The following is a 17,177-nucleotide window of genomic DNA, read 5'->3' on the forward strand; positions in this document are numbered from 1 at the left end:
CTCACCTCCCGCCGGACCGGCGGGAGCCGAGCCGGGCGAGCCCGGCCGCGCCCGCCGCCAGCAGCGCGGCCCCGGCCCCGGCGGCCCCGGCCAGCAGCAGGTGCTGCCGCCGGACCCGCCGCCGGACCTGCGCGTACGGCACCGTGGAGAACGACACCAGCTCGTACCGCGACACGTAGCGGCCGGGCAGCGCGCGTTCGAGGCGGTGCTCCACGCTCTTGGTCAGCCGGTGCACCGGGGAGGCGACCTTGTCGCGCATCTCGACGAAGTTGGCCAGCGCCATCTCGGCGATCGCGTCGGTGTCGTCCCTGCGCCGCAGCTCGAACAGCGGCAGCGCGCGGGACCAGTCGCCGCCGGTCTCCGTCAGGCACCGGTCGAGCACGGTCACGTCCTCGAAGCCGCAGTTGGCGCCCTGGCCGTAGAAGGGCACGATGGCGTGCGCGGCGTCGCCGATCAGGCCGACCCGGCCGTCCGTCTGCCATGGCGCGCAGCGGACGGTGCCGAGCCGGCCGACCGGGTTCTCCATGTACTCCTCTACCAGACCGGGCGCGAGGGGGGGCACGTCCGGGTAGTGGGTGCGGAAGTGGCGTTCGATCGCGGCCGGGCCGCTCAGCGAGGCGAAGCTCGACGTGCCCTCGGTCGGCCAGAACATCGTGCAGGTGAAGGAGCGGTCGGGGTTGGGCAGCGCGATCATCATCGAGGTGCCGCGCGGCCAGATGTGCAGGGCGCCGGGGTCGAAGGCGAACTCGCCGGCCACGGGCGGGATCGTCAGCTCCTTGTAGCCGTGGCCGAGGAAGTCCAGGCTCTCCCGGATGCCCCGGTGGGCCACCAGCTCGGCCCGTACGGCCGAGCCGGCCCCGTCGGCGCCGAGCACCACGCCGGCCGCCGCGCGCACCGGGCCGGCCGCGGTGTCGAACTCCATCGCGCCGGTCGCCGGGTCCAGGCCGGTCAGCCGGTGCCCGAAGAAGATCTTCACGCCGGGCGCCGACTCCGCGGCGTCCAGCAGCGTGTTGTTGAGCGCGCCGCGGCTGATGGAGTTGATCGAGCGCACCCCGTCGTGGCTGTACGGCTGGAAGTTCAGCGGGCCGTCCACCGGGTGGATCATCCGGCCGCGCATGGGCAGCGCGCCGGCCATGACCTGCTCCTCCAGGCCGATCCGGCGCAGCGCGTCCAGCCCGCGTTCGGAGATCGCCAGGTTGATCGACCGGCCGCGCTCGGCGAGCCCGGCGCGCGGGTCGGGCCGCCGTTCGTAGACGGTCACGTCGAGGCCGCGCCGGGCCAGGTAGCAGGCGAGCAGGCAGCCGGTCAGGCCCGCGCCGACCACGGTGACGTTCATCGGTCCTCCTCGACGCACTCGGCCAGCGCGACGGCGGCGCGCCAGCAGTCGTGGTAGGTCGAGTACAGGGGCGTCGGCGCCAGGCGGACGACGTCCGGCTCGCGGGCGTCGGCGATCACCCCGTGCTCGTGGCGCAGCCGCCGGGTGAGCTCGGCCGCGCCGCCGCGCTCGACGCGCAGGGAGAGCTGGCAGCCCCGGCGGGCGGGGTCGCGCGGCGTGACCACCGTGAGCGGCCTGGTGGGGGTGATCCGGTCGAGCAGGCTTTCCAGGTAGGCGGTGAGCCGTACGCTGCGGGCCCGCAGGGCGGTCATCCCGATCCGGTCGAAGACGCCGAGCGAGGTGCGCACCGGGCCCATCGCGTAGATCGGCGGGTTGGACACCTGCCAGGCGTCGGCGCTGGCCGGCGGCCGGGAGACCGGCGCCATCTCGAACCGGGTCGCCTGCTCGGTGCTCCACCAGCCCTCCAGCCGCTGCAGCGCCGGGTCCCCCAGGTGCCGCTGGTGGACGAACACGCCGCCGAGGGCGCCGGGCCCGGAGTTGAGGTACTTGTAGGAGCACCAGGCGGCGAAGTCCGGTCCCCACGCGTGCAGCTCCAGCGGGACGTTCCCGGCGGCGTGCGCCAGGTCCCAGCCGACGGCCGCGCCGCTCGCCCGGCCGGCCGCGGTGATCGCCGGGATGTCCATGAGCTCGCCGGTCAGGTAGTTGACGCCGCCCAGCAGGACCAGCGCGACCGTGTCGCCCTCGCGGTCCAGGAAGTCCAGCACCTCCCGGCCGTCGCGCAGCCGGACCACCGTCTCGTCCGGGTCGAGGCCGTGCAGGCGGGCCTGGCTGCGCACGGCGTAGCTGTCGGAGGGGAACGCGGTGTCCTCGATGAGGATCCGGGTCCGCGTGCCGCGCGGCCGGTAGAACGAGACCATCAGCAGGTGCAGGTTGACCGTCAGCGAGTTCATCACCACGGTCTCCTCGGGCAGCGCGCCGACCAGCCGGGCGGCCGGGCCGGTGAGCCGCTCGTGGTAGGGCAGCCACGGGCGGGCCCCCTCCAGATGTCCCTCCACGCCGAGCCGGGCCCATGCCTCCAGGTCCTCGGCCAGCTCCGCCGCGGTCGCCCGGGGCTGCAGGCCCAGGGAGTTGCCGGCGAAGTAGGCGCACTCGGGATGACCGCCGCCGTCGGCGGGCGGGATGAGGAAGAGCTCGCGGTGGCCCGGGTCGTCGCGGTCGCGGCGCAGGGCGTCCTGCTCGGCGGGCTTCCAGTCGTCGATCACGTGTCGTCCGTCCTTCACATGTGGGTCCGGGCGGACCACAGCTCGGGGAAGACCACCCGCGCCATGCTGCGTTCCAGCCAGGCCAGGCCGTTGGAGCCGCCGCTGCCGGGCTTGGCGCCCATCGACCGGCGGACCGCCGTCACGTGCTGGTAGCGCCAGTCGCCGAACTGCTCGGCCACGTCGGTCAGCGCCTCGCCGAGCAGTCGCGGCGCGTTGCCGGGGCCGGTGTCGCGGTACACCTCGACCCAGGCCCGCTCGACGGCCGGGTGCGGCTCGTGCTCGACGGCGAAGTCGCGCTCCAGCAGCTCGCGGGGGAGGTCGTGGCCGAGCCGGGCCAGCAGGGCGATGGCGTCGTCCCACAGGCTCGGCGACTCCAGGGTGGTGAGCAGGTCGCGGTGGGTGCGGTCCTGGCGTCTGAACGGGCGCAGCAGGGCCGGGTTCTTCAGCCCCAGCAGGAACTCCACGTGCCGGTACATCGCCGACTGCAGGCCGCTGGCCTCGCCGAGCTCGTCCCGGAAGCGGTTGAAGTCGGCGGGGGTCATCCAGCGCAGGCCGCGCCAGCTCGCGTTCAGGCCCTCCAGGTGCAGCACGGTACGGCGGAGCGGGTCCAGCGCGGCCCACACGTCGTCGGCCCGCAGCCGCTCCTGCGCGTTGCGCAGCTCGAAGGCGATGAGCTTGAAGTACAGCTCCATCACCTGAGTGATCATCAGGAACGACATCTCGCCCGCGTCGTCGCTCATCGGGTGCTGCAGGTCGTGCAGCACGTCGGTGCGGACGTAGGCGTCGTAGGGGGTGCGGGTCTGGAAGTCCAGGGTGGGCGCTCCGCCCGTCGCCCTGGCTCGTTCGGCGCGTTCCTCCGCCGTGGTCGGCCGCACTGCTGCTAACTGTCGCGTCGCGTCCACGCGCTTGCCCTTCTCTTAGCCTTGCTGTCCCCATGATGGCGTCGGGATGATGGAGAAGGAATGCCCTATGGAAGGCTATATCGCCATATAGGCTTATGTTTCGGTATAAATCGCGATTTGGGGCTTACGAACGGAAGGCATGATCGTGGACGAGACCGACTGGGAGTTGCTGCGCGAACTCCAGGACAACGCCCGGCTCTCCCTCAAGGAGCTGTCGCGCCGGATCCACCTGTCCGCGCCCTCGGTGGCCGACCGCGTACGGAAGCTGGAGGAGTCGGGCGTGATCACCGGCTACCACGCGGCGGTGGACCCGGTGCGGGCCGGCTGGCCGGTCTCGGCCTTCATCCGCATGTCCTGCTACGGCACCCGCTGCGTGCTGCGCGACCCCGAGGTGGCCGGCTGGCCGGAGGTCCGCGAGATCCACCGGGTCACCGGCGACGTGTGCAGCATCCTGCGGATCGTGGCCGTCTCCATGGTCGCCTTCGAGGACCTGATCGACCGCCTGGCGGTCTACGGCCCGCCCTCCAGCACCATGATCCTGTCCACCCCGCTCCCCGGCCACCCCCTCACCACCCCCGACGGCCCGTGAACCCGTCCGCCTCGCGGCCGGCCGTGGTGATCCACGGGCCCGTGCCGTCGTGGCAGAAGCGGGCGAAGGTGGTGCTCATCGCGTGGGACAGGGCGTCCACCTGGGGGCCCGTGCCGGTCAGCGGGGTTCCGTGGGTGCCGAGGTAGAGGGGGACGTCCGCCAGGTGGCAGGCGCCCAGGGCGACGCCGGCGTGGCTCATCGGCGAGCGGTGCCCGCAGACGTGGTGCCCGGCGGGGCCGTGATGGGCGTCGGCGAGCTCCTGGGCGGGCCCGGCGAAGAGCTCGCCGGTGTCCAGGCCGTCCTGGCCGATCGCGGTGAACAGGCGGGTCTCCTCGGCCGTCGTCGTCACCAGCAGCGGGACGCGCGCGGCGGCGCCCGTCCGGACGGCCTCCACCGGGTGGACGGCCAGCAGGTCGCCGTCCACGACGGGTGCCGCGGGCAGCAGCCCCGCGGCCGGGGCGCAGGCGCGGACGGCGGCCTCCTCGGCGGCCAGCAGCCCGGCGAGCGGCACGGCGTACGGGTCGCCGCCGAGCGCGGAACGTGCCACTGAGGTCCAGTCGGCGGCCTCGGCGGGCGTGCGGAACCCGTACGGGACGGGGCTCATCGCCGCCGCCCGGGCGAACAGGCCGGGCGCGCACGTCATCAGGGCCAGCACGCAGGTGCCGCCCGCCGAGTGCCCGGCCAGGGTGACGTTCGCCGGGTCGCCGCCGAAGGCCGCGATGTTGGCGCGCACCCACTCCAGGGCGGCGATCTGGTCGCGCAGCGCCAGGTTGGCCGGCACGCCGTCGCCGTGCCAGAAGCCCGGCAGGCCGAGCCGGTAGTTCACGGTCACCACGACCAGGCCGTGGTCACGGGCGAGCGCGGTGCCGTCGTACATCGCCTGGGAGCCGGAGCCGAAGACGAACGCGCCGCCGTGCAGGAACACCAGCACCGGGCGGCGCCCCTCGGCGGAGGGCGTCCAGACGTTGAGGAACAGGCAGTCCTCGGCCGACGTGGCCGGGTCGATCTCCAGGCCCGGCACCCAGGCCATGCGGCCGGGCCGCTGCGGGGCGGGCGGGCCGGGGGTGCGGGCGTCCGCGACGCCCCGCCAGGGGCGTGCGGGCTCCGGCGCGGCCAGGCGGCGGGCGGGCGCGGCGTAGCGCACGCCCTTGAACGTGCTCACGCCGCCGGCCCGGACGCCGCGCAACACCCCGAGCGGCGTCTCGGCGACCGTCATCCCCCGAGCCCCAGGAAGGCGGCGGCGTTGCCGCCCAGGACGGCGGCGCGGCCCTGCTCGTCCAGCTCGGCGCAGGCGCGCACGACCGCGCCCGGCTCCTGCTCCCCCAGCGGGAACGGGAAGTCGGTGCCGAGCATGACGCGCTCGGCCCCCATCACCTCCACCAGCAGCCGCAGGGCGCGCGGGTCGAACACCGCGGAGTCCACGTAGAAGCGGTCGGTGTAGGCCGACGGCGGCCTGGGCGAGTGCTCGCGGACGATGTCGCGCTGGTGCCAGGCGTTGTCGGCCCGGCCCAGCAGGTAGGCGAAGCTGCCGCCGCCGTGGCAGAAGCACAGTCGCAGCGAGCCCGGCAGCCGCTCGAACGCCCCGGACAACATCAGCGACAGGATGCCCAGGTGCGTCTCGGCCGCCATGCCGACCAGCCACGGCAGCATGTGGCCGCGCATGCGGTCGGCGCCGAGCATGTCCCAGGGATGGACGAGCACCGGCATGTCCTGCTCGGCGCAGTGCGCGAGGAAGGCGACGATGTCGGGATCGTCCAGGTTGCGCGGGCCGACGTGGTTGCCGATGTGCACGCCGCGGTGACCGGCGGCCTTGGCCTCGGTGACGGTCTTCGCGGCCAGGGCGGCGTCCTGCAAGGGCACCTGGCACAGCGGCAGCAGCCGGTCGGGGGCCTGCGCGCAGTGGTCGAGCACGCGGTCGTTGACCATGGCGCACCACTCGGCGGCGCGGGCCGGGTCGGCCGCGTAGCCGAACAGCAGCGGGGTCGAGGAGACCGCCTGCACGGCCACGCCGATGCGGTCCATGGCGGCCACGCGGGCCCCGGCGTCCCACAGCTCCGGCGTGACCGGGCGGTAGTCGTCCTCGCCGCTCATCATCATGCCGTCGCGCAGCCACGGTTCACCGGCCCCGGCGAGCGTCCTGGCCTCCTCGCGGGAGATCCGCGGGAAGACGTGCGCGTGCACGTCGATCATGGTCACCGGACCACCGGCCGCAGGTGCTCAGGCCAGTCCTTGCCGGGGTGCTCGGCGCCGCAGTGGGGGCAGGTGCGGTCGCCCTCGTGGAAGGCGCGGAAGACCGGCGGCAGGTCGTCCACGATCGACTGGAGCTGCACCTCGGCGCGGTGGACCAGGCGGTGGCAGTTGACGCAGTACCACTCGAAGGCGTCCAGCGCGCCCTGCGGGCGGGCGAACTCCACGACCAGGCCGATCGAGCCGGGCACCGGCCGCTGCGGCGAGTGCCGCACGTGCGGCGGCAGCAGGAAGACGTCGCCCTCGCCGATCTGCACGTCCACCGGCGGCTTGCCCTCCTCCTCCATGACCCGCAGCACCATGCCGCCCCGCAGCTGGTAGAAGAACTCCTCGATCGGGTCGTCGTGGAAGTCGGTGCGCTGGTTGGGCCCGCCCACGATCGTCACCATGAGGTCGGCGTCCTTCCAGATCTGCGCGTTGCCGACCGGCGGCTTGAGCAGGTCCTGGTGCTCGTCGATCCACTTGTTCAGGTTGAAGGGGGGGATCATGCCTGGCTCCTTCGGGGGATGAGGGCGGTGCAGGAGATCTCGATCAGCAGGTGCGGGTGCGGGAGCTGGTGGACGGCGACCGTGGTGCGGGCGGGGCCGCTCTCGTCGAAGTACTCGCCGTAGACCTCGTTGTAGCCGCCGAAGTCGTTCATGCTGACCAGGTACGCGGTCACGTTCACCACGTCGTCCAGGCCGCCTCCGGCGGCGGCCAGCAGGTCGGCGATGTTCTCGATCACCGCCCTGGTCTGCTCGCGGATGTCGAGGCTGGTGGTGCCCAGCTCGTCCGCGCTCGCCCCGGCGAAGGAGCCGTCGGGGCGGCGGGAGCTGGTGCCCGACACGAACACGAAGTCGCCGGCCCGCTTGACGTGCGGGAACCGGCCGCGGGGCCGGGCCTTGCCCTCGACCAGCAGCGCGTCGCTCATCGGGTGGTCACCTCCACGTGTCCGAGGCCGGCGGCGCCGACGCGTACGTGCGCCCCGGCGGGCAGCGGCAGCGCCGCCGTGGCCGCGCCGGCCAGGACGATCCAGCCGGCCTCCATCTCGATCCCGGCGGCCCTGGTCAGCCGGGCGGCCGCGGTCAGCGCGCGCAGCGGGTGGCCGAGGATGGCCGCCGACGAGCCGCCGGCGACCTGGCGGCCGTCGATCTCCATGACCAGGCCGAGGTTGCCGATGTCACCGGCGTCCTGCGGGCGGTGCCAGGGGCCGACGCCGAAGCCGCTGGCCGAGGCGTTGTCGGCGATGACATCGGGCAGGGTGAAGCTGAAGCCCTCGTAGCGGGAGTCGAGCACCTCGTACCCGACCGCGACGCCGCCGACGGCCGAGGCCACGTCGGCCGTGCCGCGCACCGGCCGGTCCAGCAGGAACGCGATCTCCGGCTCGATCCGCGGGTGGATCAGCCCGGCGGTGTCGAGCCGGGACTCCACCAGCATGGCGTCGGTGAGCAGGCCCCAGATGACGTCGTCCACGCCCATCTGGGCCATCTTGGCGCGGCTGGTGAAGCCCATCTTGACGCCGATGAGCCGTTCGCCGCGGGCCAGCCGCCGTTCGATCAGGGCGCGCTGGACCTCGTACGCGGCGGGCACGTCGAGGTCGGCCGTGTCGGTCAGGCGCGGGATGGCGCGGCCGGTCAGGGTGGCCTCGTCCAGGCGTTCGGCGAGCGCGTTCACCGCTCCTCCTTCTCGTCGTCGGCCTTCTCGTCGTCGGCGGCGAAAGCGGCGCGGACGTCGCCCAGCCCGTCGATGCGGGCCTCCAGCACGTCGCCCGGACTCACCGGGACGACCGGGCCGAGCGCCCCGGTCAGCACGGTGTCGCCCGCCCGGAGCGGGCGGCCGAGCGCGGCCAGCGTGTCGGCCAGCCAGACCGCGGCGTGCAGCGGGTGGCCCAGGCAGGCCGCGCCGACGCCGGTCGAGACCTGCTCGCCGCGCCGTTCGATGACCATGCCGGCCAGCCGCAGGTCCACGTCGCGCAGCGGGACCGGGCGGTTGCCGAGCACGTACAGGCCGGAGGAGGCGTTGTCGGCGACGGTGTCGGCCAGGGTGATGTCCCAGTCGCGGATGCGGCTGCCGACGACCTCGATCGCGGGCAGCGCGAACGCCGTCGCGGCGATCACGTCGGCGACCGTGTGGCGCTCGTGCGGCAGGTCGCGGTCGAGCACGAGCGCGACCTCGGCCTCTGCGCGCGGCTGGAGCACCGCGCCGGCCGGGATCTCCGCGCCGTCGGGCACCGCCATGTCGGCGAACAGCACGCCGAAGTCGGGCGAGCCGACGCCGAGCTGCCGCTGCACGGCTTTGCTGGTCAGCCCGACCTTGCGGCCGGTGATCCGCCTGCCCTCGCCGAGCCAGTGCTCGGTGAGCAGGCTCTGCACCGCGTAGGCCGCCTCCAGGCCGTCGACCAGGTCGCGGACTGGCTCGCACGGGCGGCCGGACGCGTACGCCTCCAGCAGCCGCGCGGCGGCGGCGCGATGGTTGTCTGTCACTTCTGTCCTCATATCTTGACGCACACGTTGACCGGCTCGGAGAAGAAGTCGAGCGAGTACTCGCCGCCCTCACGCCCGATGCCGGAGGCCTTCACGCCGCCGAACGGGGTGCGCAGGTCGCGCAGGTTCCAGCAGTTGACCCAGACGATGCCGGCCTGGATCCGGGGTGCCACGCGGTGGGCGCGCGACAGGTCGGTGGTCCACACGGTGGCGGCCAGGCCGTACGGGCTGTCGTTGGCCAGCCGGACGGCCTCGTCCTCGTCGTCGAAGGGGGCGACGTGGCAGATGGGGCCGAAGACCTCCTCGCGGACGGTCCTGGCGTGCGGCGGCAGGCCGGTGATCACGGTGGGCTCGACGTGGAAGCCGCCGTCGCGGGCGTCGCCGAACTCCGGCACGCCTCCTCCGGCCAGCACCGTCGCGCCCTCCTCGACGGCGAGGCGGTAGTAGGACAACACCTTGTCGCGGTGCTGGGCCGAGATCATCGGCCCGTAGCCGCGCAGGCCCCTGGCCCGCTCGGCCAGCGCCCGCGTGAACGCCTCGAAGATCGGGCGCTGGACGTAGACGCGCTCGGTGCACAGGCAGATCTGGCCGGAGTGGGTGAAGCTGGAGCGGATCGTGCCCTCGACGGCTTCCTCCAGGTCGGCGTCGGCGAAGACCAGGGCCGGGTTCTTGCCGCCGAGCTCGAAGGAGACCGGGGTGACGTGCGCGGCGGCGTTGCGCATGATGGCGCTGCCGGTGGCCGAGGCGCCGGTGAAGGCGATGGCGTCCACGCCGGGGTGCGCGGTCAGGTGCTCGCCGGCCGCCCCCGCGCCGTGGCCGTGGACCAGGTTGAACGCGCCGGCCGGCAGGCCCGCCGCGTCGATCACCTCGGCCAGCAGGGTGGCGGTGGAGGGCGTCTCCTCCGACGGCTTGGCGACGACGGCGTTGCCCGCGGCCAGGGCCGGCGCGACCTTCCAGGTGAGCAGCAGCAGCGGCAGGTTCCACGGCGAGATGACGGCGACCACGCCGAGCGGGCGGCGCACGGTGTAGTTGAGCGCCTGCCCGCTGCCGCTCCAGGCCGGGACGCTGGTGTTGTAGGCCCGTTCGGGACGCCCGTAGGCCAGGTCGGCGTAGGCGCGGAAGTTGCCGGCGGCGCGCGGGATGTCCACCGTCGCGGCCAGCTCGCGCGGCTTGCCGGTGTCGGCGGCCTCGGCCTCGACGAACTCCTCGAACCTGGCCTCGATCCCGTCGGCGATCCGGCGCAGGTACGCGCACCGCTCCTCGCTGGAGGTGGCGCCCCAGGGGCCGTCGAGGGCGGCGCGGGCGGCCCGGACCGCCTCGTCGACGGTCTCGCGGGACGCCTCGGGGACGGCTCCGACGGTGCGGCCGTCGACGGGCGAGATGAGGGGGAAGTCGGTCCCCGCCGTCGTGAAGACGCCGTTGACGTAGTGCGCGGGCTTCATGGTCGACATTCTGCTGATCGCTCGACATAACAGTCCAATACCGAAATGTCGCCTGGCTATCTTTATTTCGTTATATGTCGGTTCTGCTATGCCTGCCGACCGAATCGGTATTCGTTCTGGCATACCACCAGCGTGCATCCTCTTCCGTACCCTCATTCGGAAGGCACAGAGAGATGGACACAGATCGCCGCCTGGCCGCCCGCCGCGTCTCGCGGGCCGCCTTCATCGGCACCGCCATCGAGTGGTACGACTTCTTCCTCTACGGCACCGCCGCGGCCCTCGTCTTCAACAAGCAGTTCTTCCCCGCGATGGACCCGGTCACCGGCTCCATCGCCTCCTTCGGCACCATGACCGTGGGATTCCTCGCCCGCCCGCTCGGCGGCATCGTCTTCGGCCACTTCGGCGACCGGATCGGGCGGCGCAACACGCTCGTCGTCTCGCTGCTCATCATGGGGATCGGCACCACGCTGATCGGCGTGCTGCCGACGTACGACAGCCTGGGCGTGTGGGCGGCGGTGCTGCTCGTGGTGATGCGCGTCGCCCAGGGCATCGGCCTGGGCGGCGAGCTCGGCGGCGCGGTGGTGCTGACGATGGAGCACGCGCCGAAGGGCCGGCGCGGCCTGTTCGGGGCGTTCCCGATGATGGGCACCCCGGCGGGCATGTTGTGCGCCAACGCCGTCTTCCTCGGCACGTCCTCGCTGCTGGGCGAGGAGAGCTTCATGGCCTGGGGCTGGCGGGTGCCGTTCCTGCTCAGCATCGTGCTGGTGGCGGTCGGCCTGTACCTGCGGCTGCGCATCGAGGAGAGCCCCGACTACGCCGACCTGGTCGAGCGGCGCAAGCCGGTCAAGCTGCCGATCGCGGTGGTGCTGCGCGACCACTGGCGCGAGGTGGTGCACACGATCGGCGTGATCATCGGCAACAGCGCGCTGGCCTACATCTTCATGGTCTACATCCTCGGCTACGGCGAGGCCGCGGCCGGCCTGTCGCGGACGTTCCTGCTGAGCTGCGTGATCGGCGGCGCCGCCGTCTGGCTGGTCACCGCGCCGCTGTGGGCTCACCTCGGCGACCGGCACGGGCTGCGTGCCGTCTTCACCTGGGGCTCGGTGGTGCTGCTGGCCGGCGCCCTGGCGATCCTGCCGGTCGTCAACACCGGCAACAAGCCGCTCATCGCGGTGTTCATGCTGGTGATGGGCGCGGTGCTGGCCATGACCCACGCGCCGCAGGGCACGCTGACCGCCAGCTTCTTCCCGGTCGCCATCCGGTACTCCGGCACGTCGGTGGCCTACCAGCTCGCCTCGCTGCTGGGCGGCGGCATCACGCCGCTGGTGGCCGCCTCGCTGTTCGCCTCGACCGGGACCTCGCTGTCGATCACCGCCTACCTGACCGTGGTGACGGTCATCAGTCTGGTCGCCGCCCTGGTGATCCCGCGCAACGACGCCGAACGCCTGGGTGACCAGCCGGTTCCCGCCAACATAGCGAAATAGGGCAGGTTCGCCCTGGTCATATGATGATTTCGTGATATCTCGTCCGCTGGACCTGCTGAGCGGCCGGCTCAAGCTGCGGCACCTCGTGCTCGTGACCACCATCGCCGAGCAGGGCGGCGTCCTGCGCGCCGCCGAGCACCTCCACCTGGCCCAGCCCGCCGTGACCCGGGGGCTGCGGGAGGTGGAGCAGATCCTCGGGGTGGAGCTGTTCACCCGCGGATCGCGCGGCGTCACCCCCACCCTCTTCGGCGAGGCGTTCATCGACCACGCCCGTGCCGTGCAGGCCGAGCTGCGCCGCGCGGGCGAGCGCATCGCCGGCCTGGCCGACGGCACGGCCGGCACGGTCACCGTCGGCACCCTGCTGGCCGCCACGAACGTGCTGCTCCCCCGCTCGATCGCGGCGCTCAAGGCCGAGCGGCCGGGCATCACCGTGATCGTCAAGGAGGGCACGTTCGACTCACTGGTCCCCCAGCTCACCGGCGGCGACCTCGACCTGATCCTCGGCCGGCTCAACCCGATCGAGGACCGCCCTGACCTGCGCCAGATCCCGCTCTACAACGAGCCCGTGCTGCTGGTCGCCCGCGCCGGGCACCCGGCGGCGCACGCCCGCGCGCTGGCCGGCCTGCTGGACTACCCGTGGATCCTGCCGCTGGAGCAGACCTCGCTGCGACGGGAGCTGGAGCAGGTGTTCCACCGCAACGGGCTGCCGCTGCCGCCCGACCGCACCGAATGCAGCTCCATCCTGACGATCCGCTCCCTGCTGCTCGGCACGGACATGATCGCCGCGCTGCCCGCCCTCTTCGTCAGGACCGACCCCCAGCTCCTCGAACTCCAGGTGCCGCTGCCGTCGGTGCGCCGCTCGGTGGGCGCCACCCTGCCCGGGGCCCGCGCCCTGACGCCCGCGGGCAAGGTCATGCTCGCCCACCTCCAGCAGCAGGCGCGCCGCCTCGACACCGGGGACGCGGACAGCCCGTCCGGTGCGGCGCCGGTGGGAGACTGAGGGCATGGTGGCAGGAGCCGGGTTCGAGCCCGAGTCCGTACGCGTCATCCGGCGGCTGCGCGACGACATCCTCGACGGCGTCCGCCCGCCGGGCAGCAAGCTCGTCGAGCGCGACCTGGCCACCGAGCTCGGCGTGAGCCGGGTGCCGGTGCGCGACGCCCTGGCCACCCTGGCCGCCGAGGGGCTGGTGACGTTGCGGCCCCGCACCTGGGCCGTGGTGCGCGAGTTCACCGCCCGCGACGTCGCCGACCTGGTGGAGGTGCGTTCGGCGTTCGAGGCCGTCACCTTCCAGCTCGCCGCCCGGCGGCACGACGCGCAGGGCCTGCGGCGGCTGCGCGCCGACCTCGACGCGGAGCTGCGGGCGGCGCGCGCCGGCGACGCGGTCCGCGCCCGGCGGGCCGCCGCCGACTTCCACGAGACGGCCACCGCCATCGCGGGCAACGACCTGCTGGTCGAGGTGGGGCAGGTCCTGCGCAGCCGGATGCGCTGGCTGCTCGGCCGGCACGACGACCTCCAGGCGGTCGCCGACGAGCACCGCGAGCTCTACGAGGCGATCGCGGCCCGCGACGTGACCCTCGTCGGCGAGCTGGTCGCCCGGCACGTGGCGACCAGCGGCCGGCTCATCGGGGAGCACGCCGACCGGCTGCGGTCCGGCGACCCCTGACTCCGCGCGGGCGTCCGGCGACCCCGCGCGGGCGTCAGGCGTCCAGGAGCACGTCGTGGGCGTCAGGCGTCCAGGAGCACCTCGCCGTCGCGGGCGACCACCCGGCCGCCGGCGACCACGAGCGCCCGCGGCGGCACCCGCACGAGCGCGTCCGGCACGTTCTCGGCGTCCACGAGCACGACGTCGGCCCGCGCCCCCGCGACCAGGTCGTGCCGGTCCCGGTGCACGAACGGCGCCGCCTTGGTGGTGGCCAGCTCCACGGCGGCGGTGAGCTCGTCGTCGGAGCGCAGCCCGTGCAGCCGGGCGAAGCCGAGGGCGATGCGCAGCAGGTCGCCGTCGCCGAACGGCGACCACAGGTCCCTGATCCCGTCGGTGCCGAGGCCGAGGCCGATGCCGCGCTCGGCCATGCCCCGCCACGGGAGGGGCGCGGTGCGCACCGGCGCGACCGTCGCCCAGGAGATGCCCGCCGCGGCGAGGTCGTCGAGCAGGCCGCGCTGGCGTTCGGGGGCCAGGTCGCCGAGGGCGAAGCCGTGGGAGACGGTGACCTTGCCCTGCAGGCCGGTCCTGAGCGTGCGGTCGATGATCAGCTCGTACTGGAACGCGCCCAGCTCGCCGCCGTCGTGCAGGTGGATGTCCAGGCCGACGCCGCGGCGCTCGGCGATCTCGAACAGGCCGTCGAGCTGGGCGACCGGGTCCCGGTCGATGGTCGCGGGGTCGATGCCGCCGATGCTGGCGGCGCCCGCCCGCGCGGCCTGGTCGAGCAGGTCGAGCACGCCGGGCCGGCGGACGACGCCGTCCTGCGGGAAGGCCACGATCTCGACCTCGATCGCCCCGTCGAGCCGGGCCGCGGCCTCGCGCACGGCTTCGATGCCGCGCAGCCCGACCCCGAGGTCGACGTCGACGTGGGTGCGGGTGGCCGTGGTGCCGTGCCGCAGGAACTCGCGCAGCACCGCCACCGTGCCGTCGACACCCGGGATGCCGTACTTGTCCCGTTCGGCGCGCTCGTGCTCGATGCGGCCCTGCGTGGTCGCCACGCCGCCGTACGACACCCAGGGCCGGCCCCACCAGCTCTTGTCGACGTGGGCGTGGGCGTTGACGAATCCGGGCAGGGCCAGCAGGCCGCGGCCGTCGATGTGCTCGCCGGCGGGCGGGGTGGTCCCGGCCGGGAGCACGGCGGCGATCCGGGTACCGTCGATGGTCAGGTCCACGGGCGCGCCGCCCCAGGGGCGCACGTTGGAGATCGTCCAGGAAGTCACCCGAAAAATGGTATACCAAACGCGGATCGTCCCTGGCAGAGGGCCCTGTTCCGTCGTCGTGCAGCCGTTGTCGTAGCCGTTTGGGAAAATCGGCACGGGCCGCGGCAGGCGCGGGTCCCCCCGACCGGAAAGAGGTGGTCCGATGGGCCCAGAGGTCTTCGACAGCCGTGACATCGGCCAGACGGAGGAGTTCCTCAGCAAGGCGTACGCCAAGATGCGCATCGGCTCCGACGTGAAGAACCCCCGCACCCAGATCTCCCGCCAGGTCATGGGCTCGGTCAGCATCGACCGGCTCAACCTCGAATACGCGATGAGCTTCGACGTCAACCCGCTCGGCAAGGTGTGCCTGTGCGCGGTCGAGAGCGGCACCATCGCCCAGCAGGTCGCCGGCGGGCCGGACGAGCTCTTCGGCCCCGGCGACACGGTGTTGTTCGCCCCGCACGACCTGCCCTACACCGGCGAGATCCGCCGCTCGCGCTACGACATCATCATGTTCGACCCCGCGCTGCTGCAGCAGGTGGCCGGCACGCTGCCCGGCCGCCGGGCCGAGCCGATCCGGCTGGTGGGGCACCGCCCGGTCTCCGCCGCCGCCGGCCGCCACCTGCGGCGCACGCTCGCCTACCTGCGCGACGACGTCCTGGCCGCCCCCGAGCTGGCCGCCGAGCCGCTGGTCGTCTCCACCGCCGGGCAGCTCCTGGCCGCCAGCGTGCTCACCGCCCTGCCCACCAACGCCGACGACGCCTCCCCCGGCTCCACCCGCCCCGAGGCGCTGCGCCGGGCGACGGCCTTCATCGACGACCACGCCGACCTGCCCATCGGCATCGACGAGATCGCCACCGCCGCCCGGGTCAGCGCCCGCGCCCTCCAGTACGCCTTCCGCCGGCACCTCGGCACCACGCCGCTGGGCTACCTGCGCCAGACCCGGCTGGCCCGCGCGCACGCCGAGCTGAAGACCGGCGATCCCGCCACCACGGTGACCGCCGTCGCCGCCCGCTGGGGCTTCTTCCACCCCGGGCGCTTCGCCCAGCTCCACCGGGCGGCCTTCGGCTGCTCGCCCGGCGACACCCTCCGTTCCGCGGCCGAGCTCCGCCGCAACTGATCCTCTGATGCCCGTTTCGTTCTGCGGACAGGAGTGAGCCGGATTCTTCGCCTGATGTGCTGACCCGCCACCGCCGAAGGCTCAAGGGTTGGAGGCGAGCACCGATCGCCGCGGCACGGAGGAGATGATCGCGATTGAGTCCCGGCCGTAGCGGCGACATGGCGCGTCCGCGGCGAGGCCGTAGCCGCAGGCCAGGCGATCGAGAAGGACCACAGTCGGGGTGGCCGCGCCCTCCGGGCGACCGCGTCGGTCCCGTGACCGAGCCGATCCCGCCGCCGGCCTGTGATGCCTGATTTCCTTCGTCCGCCGCCACACCCGTCCCCTTTCGGCCGGACGGGCCTTCGTGCTGCCCGGCCTCCGGTGACAACGTGACCCCTCTGAGCCTGAGCTGCCGCGACCTGCCCGGCGGCGTGCTGGTGACCGTGATCGGCGAGCTCGATGCCTCCAACTCGACGCGGCTGGAGTCCTTCGCCGAGCGGCACCTGCGGCCCGGGGCGGGCATGGTGCTCGACCTGGGCGGGCTGAGCTTCATGGACAGCCGCGGCCTGCACGTGTTGTTACGCCTCAACGCCGCGGTGCTCGAACACGGGGGCGTCCTCCGCCTGGCCGGCGTGCAGGAGCTGCCCGCGCGCGTCCTCCAGGTCACCGGCGTGTGGTCCTCGCTGACCGTCCACGCCGACGTGGGCGACGCCGTGGCCGCGATGGGCGCGCAGCGCCCCGACAGCCTCCGCGAGTCGTCGTGAGCGGTCCCCGCCGCACCTCGGCGTTCGGGGCTGAAGATCATGAGTACCGGCTCTAGAATCCGGATGACCAACAACCACGACTGTTCCGTCGACGACCTCGATCATGGCCTCCTGATCAGGGCCGTTCGCGAGGTCACCGGCAGGACAGTCCTGACAACGTCGTAGGACACGAGGGTGACATGAGCGAAGCGATGACCGGTGGCTCCCGTTCCGCGTCCGGGGGCGCCGAGGTCGGCGAGCTTCGGCTGCGTCAGCTGCTCGGCGGGCTGACGGCGGTCCGGGACGGCGATTTCCGTACCCGTCTGCCCGAGGACGCCGACGGGTTGCTGGGTGAAATCGCCTCGGTGTTCAACGGCATGGTCGACCAGTTGTCGTTGTTCACCTCCGAGGTGACCCGGGTGGCGCGTGAGGTGGGCACGGACGGGCGGCTGGGTGGTCAGGCCGATGTGCCGGCGGTGTCGGGCACGTGGAAGGACCTGACGGAGTCGGTGAACGCGATGGCGGGCAACCTGACCGATCAGGTGCGCAGTATCGCGCAGGTGACGACGGCGGTGGCGCGGGGTGACCTGTCGCAGAAGATCACCGTGCATGCGCGCGGGGAGATCCTGGAGCTGAAGAACACCGTCAACACGATGGTGGACCAGTTGTCGTCGTTCGCCGACGAGGTCACGCGGGTGGCGCGTGAGGTGGG

At 73.2% G+C, this 17,177-nt stretch carries 18 protein-coding genes; 7 read left to right on the forward strand and 11 right to left on the reverse strand.

Annotated features, from left to right (window positions below):
* Window position 1 precedes the first annotated feature (1 nt).
* Genes AB0J46_RS36945 through AB0J46_RS36955 form a run of 3 tightly spaced genes read right to left on the reverse strand, consistent with a single transcriptional unit; the run spans window position 2 to window position 3,473 of the window.
* Window positions 2-1,336, reverse strand: a complete 1,335-nt coding sequence (locus tag AB0J46_RS36945) for an NAD(P)/FAD-dependent oxidoreductase (RefSeq protein WP_364338827.1) — start codon at window positions 1,334-1,336, stop codon at window positions 2-4.
* On the reverse strand, window positions 1,333-2,598 hold the full coding sequence (kynU, locus tag AB0J46_RS36950; protein WP_364338829.1) for a kynureninase: 1,266 nt from the start codon (window positions 2,596-2,598) through the stop codon (window positions 1,333-1,335). The genes AB0J46_RS36945 and kynU overlap by 4 nt, the downstream gene beginning before the upstream one ends.
* Before the next feature lie 14 nt (window positions 2,599-2,612).
* Window positions 2,613-3,473, reverse strand: coding sequence for a tryptophan 2,3-dioxygenase family protein (locus AB0J46_RS36955; RefSeq protein WP_364338831.1), 861 nt, complete (start codon window positions 3,471-3,473; stop codon window positions 2,613-2,615).
* Between the two features lie 166 nt (window positions 3,474-3,639).
* Between AB0J46_RS36955 and AB0J46_RS36960 the strand changes: the two genes are divergently transcribed.
* Window positions 3,640-4,089: an Lrp/AsnC family transcriptional regulator gene (locus AB0J46_RS36960; RefSeq protein ID WP_364338833.1), complete on the forward strand. Its 450-nt coding sequence runs from the start codon at window positions 3,640-3,642 to the stop codon at window positions 4,087-4,089.
* On the opposite strand, the gene AB0J46_RS36965 is transcribed toward AB0J46_RS36960, so the two are convergent.
* Genes AB0J46_RS36965 through AB0J46_RS36995 form a run of 7 tightly spaced genes read right to left on the reverse strand, consistent with a single transcriptional unit; the run spans window position 4,067 to window position 10,240 of the window.
* Window positions 4,067-5,305, reverse strand: a complete 1,239-nt coding sequence (locus tag AB0J46_RS36965; protein ID WP_364338835.1) for a carboxylesterase family protein — start codon at window positions 5,303-5,305, stop codon at window positions 4,067-4,069. The genes AB0J46_RS36960 and AB0J46_RS36965 overlap by 23 nt on opposite strands.
* Window positions 5,302-6,279, reverse strand: a complete 978-nt coding sequence (locus tag AB0J46_RS36970; RefSeq protein WP_364338863.1) for an amidohydrolase family protein — start codon at window positions 6,277-6,279, stop codon at window positions 5,302-5,304. Before AB0J46_RS36970 ends, AB0J46_RS36965 begins: the two co-directional genes overlap by 4 nt.
* 2 nt (window positions 6,280-6,281) lie before the next feature.
* Window positions 6,282-6,824, reverse strand: a complete 543-nt coding sequence (locus AB0J46_RS36975; protein WP_364338837.1) for a 3-hydroxyanthranilate 3,4-dioxygenase — start codon at window positions 6,822-6,824, stop codon at window positions 6,282-6,284.
* Window positions 6,821-7,246, reverse strand: a complete 426-nt coding sequence (locus tag AB0J46_RS36980; protein ID WP_364338839.1) for a RidA family protein — start codon at window positions 7,244-7,246, stop codon at window positions 6,821-6,823. Before AB0J46_RS36980 ends, AB0J46_RS36975 begins: the two co-directional genes overlap by 4 nt.
* Window positions 7,243-7,989, reverse strand: a complete 747-nt coding sequence (locus tag AB0J46_RS36985) for a fumarylacetoacetate hydrolase family protein (RefSeq protein WP_364338841.1) — start codon at window positions 7,987-7,989, stop codon at window positions 7,243-7,245. The genes AB0J46_RS36980 and AB0J46_RS36985 overlap by 4 nt, the downstream gene beginning before the upstream one ends.
* Window positions 7,986-8,798 carry a fumarylacetoacetate hydrolase family protein gene (locus tag AB0J46_RS36990; RefSeq protein WP_364338843.1) on the reverse strand — a complete coding sequence of 271 codons (813 nt, stop codon included), beginning with the start codon at window positions 8,796-8,798 and terminating at the stop codon, window positions 7,986-7,988. Before AB0J46_RS36990 ends, AB0J46_RS36985 begins: the two co-directional genes overlap by 4 nt.
* An 8-nt stretch (window positions 8,799-8,806) precedes the next feature.
* The gene (locus tag AB0J46_RS36995; protein WP_364338845.1) at window positions 8,807-10,240 is read right to left on the reverse strand and encodes a 2-hydroxymuconic semialdehyde dehydrogenase; all 1,434 of its coding nucleotides are present in this window, start codon (window positions 10,238-10,240) and stop codon (window positions 8,807-8,809) included.
* Between the two features lie 173 nt (window positions 10,241-10,413).
* On the opposite strand from AB0J46_RS36995, the gene AB0J46_RS37000 reads away from it, so the two are divergent.
* From AB0J46_RS37000 to AB0J46_RS37010, 3 genes are read left to right on the forward strand one after another with little or no spacing between them, the layout of a single operon-like run.
* Window positions 10,414-11,724: an MFS transporter gene (locus AB0J46_RS37000; RefSeq protein ID WP_364338847.1), complete on the forward strand. Its 1,311-nt coding sequence runs from the start codon at window positions 10,414-10,416 to the stop codon at window positions 11,722-11,724.
* Between the two features lie 31 nt (window positions 11,725-11,755).
* Window positions 11,756-12,724: a LysR substrate-binding domain-containing protein gene (locus tag AB0J46_RS37005; RefSeq protein WP_364338849.1), complete on the forward strand. Its 969-nt coding sequence runs from the start codon at window positions 11,756-11,758 to the stop codon at window positions 12,722-12,724.
* 4 nt (window positions 12,725-12,728) lie between these two features.
* Window positions 12,729-13,388, forward strand: coding sequence for a GntR family transcriptional regulator (locus AB0J46_RS37010; protein ID WP_364338851.1), 660 nt, complete (start codon window positions 12,729-12,731; stop codon window positions 13,386-13,388).
* 62 nt (window positions 13,389-13,450) lie between these two features.
* On the opposite strand, the gene AB0J46_RS37015 is transcribed toward AB0J46_RS37010, so the two are convergent.
* Window positions 13,451-14,644 (reverse strand): amidohydrolase, encoded by a 1,194-nt coding sequence (locus tag AB0J46_RS37015; RefSeq protein WP_364338852.1) that lies wholly within the window; start codon window positions 14,642-14,644, stop codon window positions 13,451-13,453.
* A gap of 142 nt (window positions 14,645-14,786) precedes the next feature.
* Between AB0J46_RS37015 and AB0J46_RS37020 the strand changes: the two genes are divergently transcribed.
* The 3 genes from AB0J46_RS37020 to AB0J46_RS37030 all read left to right on the forward strand — a co-directional run.
* Entirely contained in the window at window positions 14,787-15,743 is a 957-nt protein-coding gene (locus AB0J46_RS37020) for a helix-turn-helix transcriptional regulator (protein ID WP_364338854.1), read from the forward strand.
* Between the two features lie 368 nt (window positions 15,744-16,111).
* Window positions 16,112-16,486 (forward strand): STAS domain-containing protein, encoded by a 375-nt coding sequence (locus AB0J46_RS37025; RefSeq protein ID WP_364338856.1) that lies wholly within the window; start codon window positions 16,112-16,114, stop codon window positions 16,484-16,486.
* A gap of 179 nt (window positions 16,487-16,665) precedes the next feature.
* Window positions 16,666-17,177: HAMP domain-containing protein (locus AB0J46_RS37030; protein WP_364338859.1), on the forward strand; the 512-nt coding region annotated here is incomplete at its 3' end.

Source organism: Nonomuraea sp. NPDC049758, from assembly GCF_040674635.1.
GTDB lineage: Bacteria > Actinomycetota > Actinomycetes > Streptosporangiales > Streptosporangiaceae > Nonomuraea.

Excerpts from the sequence above, each read along its gene's own strand:
- AB0J46_RS36970 (WP_364338863.1), bottom strand. The coding sequence starts at position 6,279 with ATGATCGACGTGCACGCGCACGTCTTCCCGCGGATCTCCCGCGAGGAG.
- AB0J46_RS37000 (WP_364338847.1), top strand. The coding sequence starts at position 10,414 with ATGGACACAGATCGCCGCCTGGCCGCCCGCCGCGTCTCGCGGGCCGCC.
- AB0J46_RS36965 (WP_364338835.1), bottom strand. The coding sequence starts at position 5,305 with ATGACGGTCGCCGAGACGCCGCTCGGGGTGTTGCGCGGCGTCCGGGCC.
- AB0J46_RS37010 (WP_364338851.1), top strand. The coding sequence starts at position 12,729 with ATGGTGGCAGGAGCCGGGTTCGAGCCCGAGTCCGTACGCGTCATCCGG.
- AB0J46_RS36960 (WP_364338833.1), top strand. The coding sequence starts at position 3,640 with ATGATCGTGGACGAGACCGACTGGGAGTTGCTGCGCGAACTCCAGGAC.
- AB0J46_RS36975 (WP_364338837.1), bottom strand. The coding sequence starts at position 6,824 with ATGATCCCCCCCTTCAACCTGAACAAGTGGATCGACGAGCACCAGGAC.
- AB0J46_RS36945 (WP_364338827.1), bottom strand. The coding sequence starts at position 1,336 with ATGAACGTCACCGTGGTCGGCGCGGGCCTGACCGGCTGCCTGCTCGCC.
- AB0J46_RS36995 (WP_364338845.1), bottom strand. The coding sequence starts at position 10,240 with ATGAAGCCCGCGCACTACGTCAACGGCGTCTTCACGACGGCGGGGACC.
- AB0J46_RS37020 (WP_364338854.1), top strand. The coding sequence starts at position 14,787 with ATGGGCCCAGAGGTCTTCGACAGCCGTGACATCGGCCAGACGGAGGAG.
- AB0J46_RS36980 (WP_364338839.1), bottom strand. The coding sequence starts at position 7,246 with ATGAGCGACGCGCTGCTGGTCGAGGGCAAGGCCCGGCCCCGCGGCCGG.